At 66.9% G+C, this 610-nt stretch carries 1 protein-coding gene; it reads right to left on the bottom strand.

Translation table 11 applies throughout. The annotated features are described in order from the left end of the window. Nucleotides 1-610, bottom strand: a 610-nt coding sequence (locus ACLQ2R_RS39510; protein WP_425966542.1) for a polyketide synthase dehydratase domain-containing protein, incomplete at both ends; no start/stop codon positions are given.

Below are 610 nucleotides of genomic sequence, written 5' to 3'. Positions count from 1 at the left end.
CCTCACTCCGGACCAGGCGAACGGCATCGCCGCCCCCTGAGCCACACCCGTCAAAGCGACCGCGTGAAGCGCGGCATCGAACACCGCCGGATGAAGACCATACCCATCCCCCTCACCCGACAACGCACCGGAAACCTCCGCGAACACCTCCTCACCCCGACGCCACAACGCCCCCACCCCCTGAAACGCCGGCCCGTACACCAACCCCGCCTCCGCCAGCCCCTCATAGAAACCAGCCACATCCACAACCTCCGCCCCCACCGGCGGCCACTGCATCAAATCAAACCCCGGCTCACCCCCCTCCACCCCCAACACAGCCTCCACATGCTTGACCCACCCCTCACCACCATCCGAGAACACCCCCACCACACGACCGTCCACCACAACCTGAACCCGCACACCCCGCACCCCGACCACCAAAGGCGCAAGCAACGTCAACTCCTCAACAACCCCACACCCCACCTCCTCCCCCGCCCGCAACACCATCTCCACCAACGCCGTCCCCGGCACCACCACCTGCCCCAACACCACATGATCCGCCAGCCACGGCTGCGCCTGAACCGACAACCTCCCCGTGAACACCACCCCATCCGACTCGGGTGAGGGGACG

The sequence above is a fragment of the Streptosporangium sp. DT93 genome, assembly GCF_049844535.1.
Classification (GTDB): Bacteria; Actinomycetota; Actinomycetes; order Streptosporangiales; family Streptosporangiaceae; genus Streptosporangium.
The sequence above is the reverse complement of the archived record's forward strand: the minus strand, read 5'-3'. Positions and strand labels throughout refer to the sequence as shown.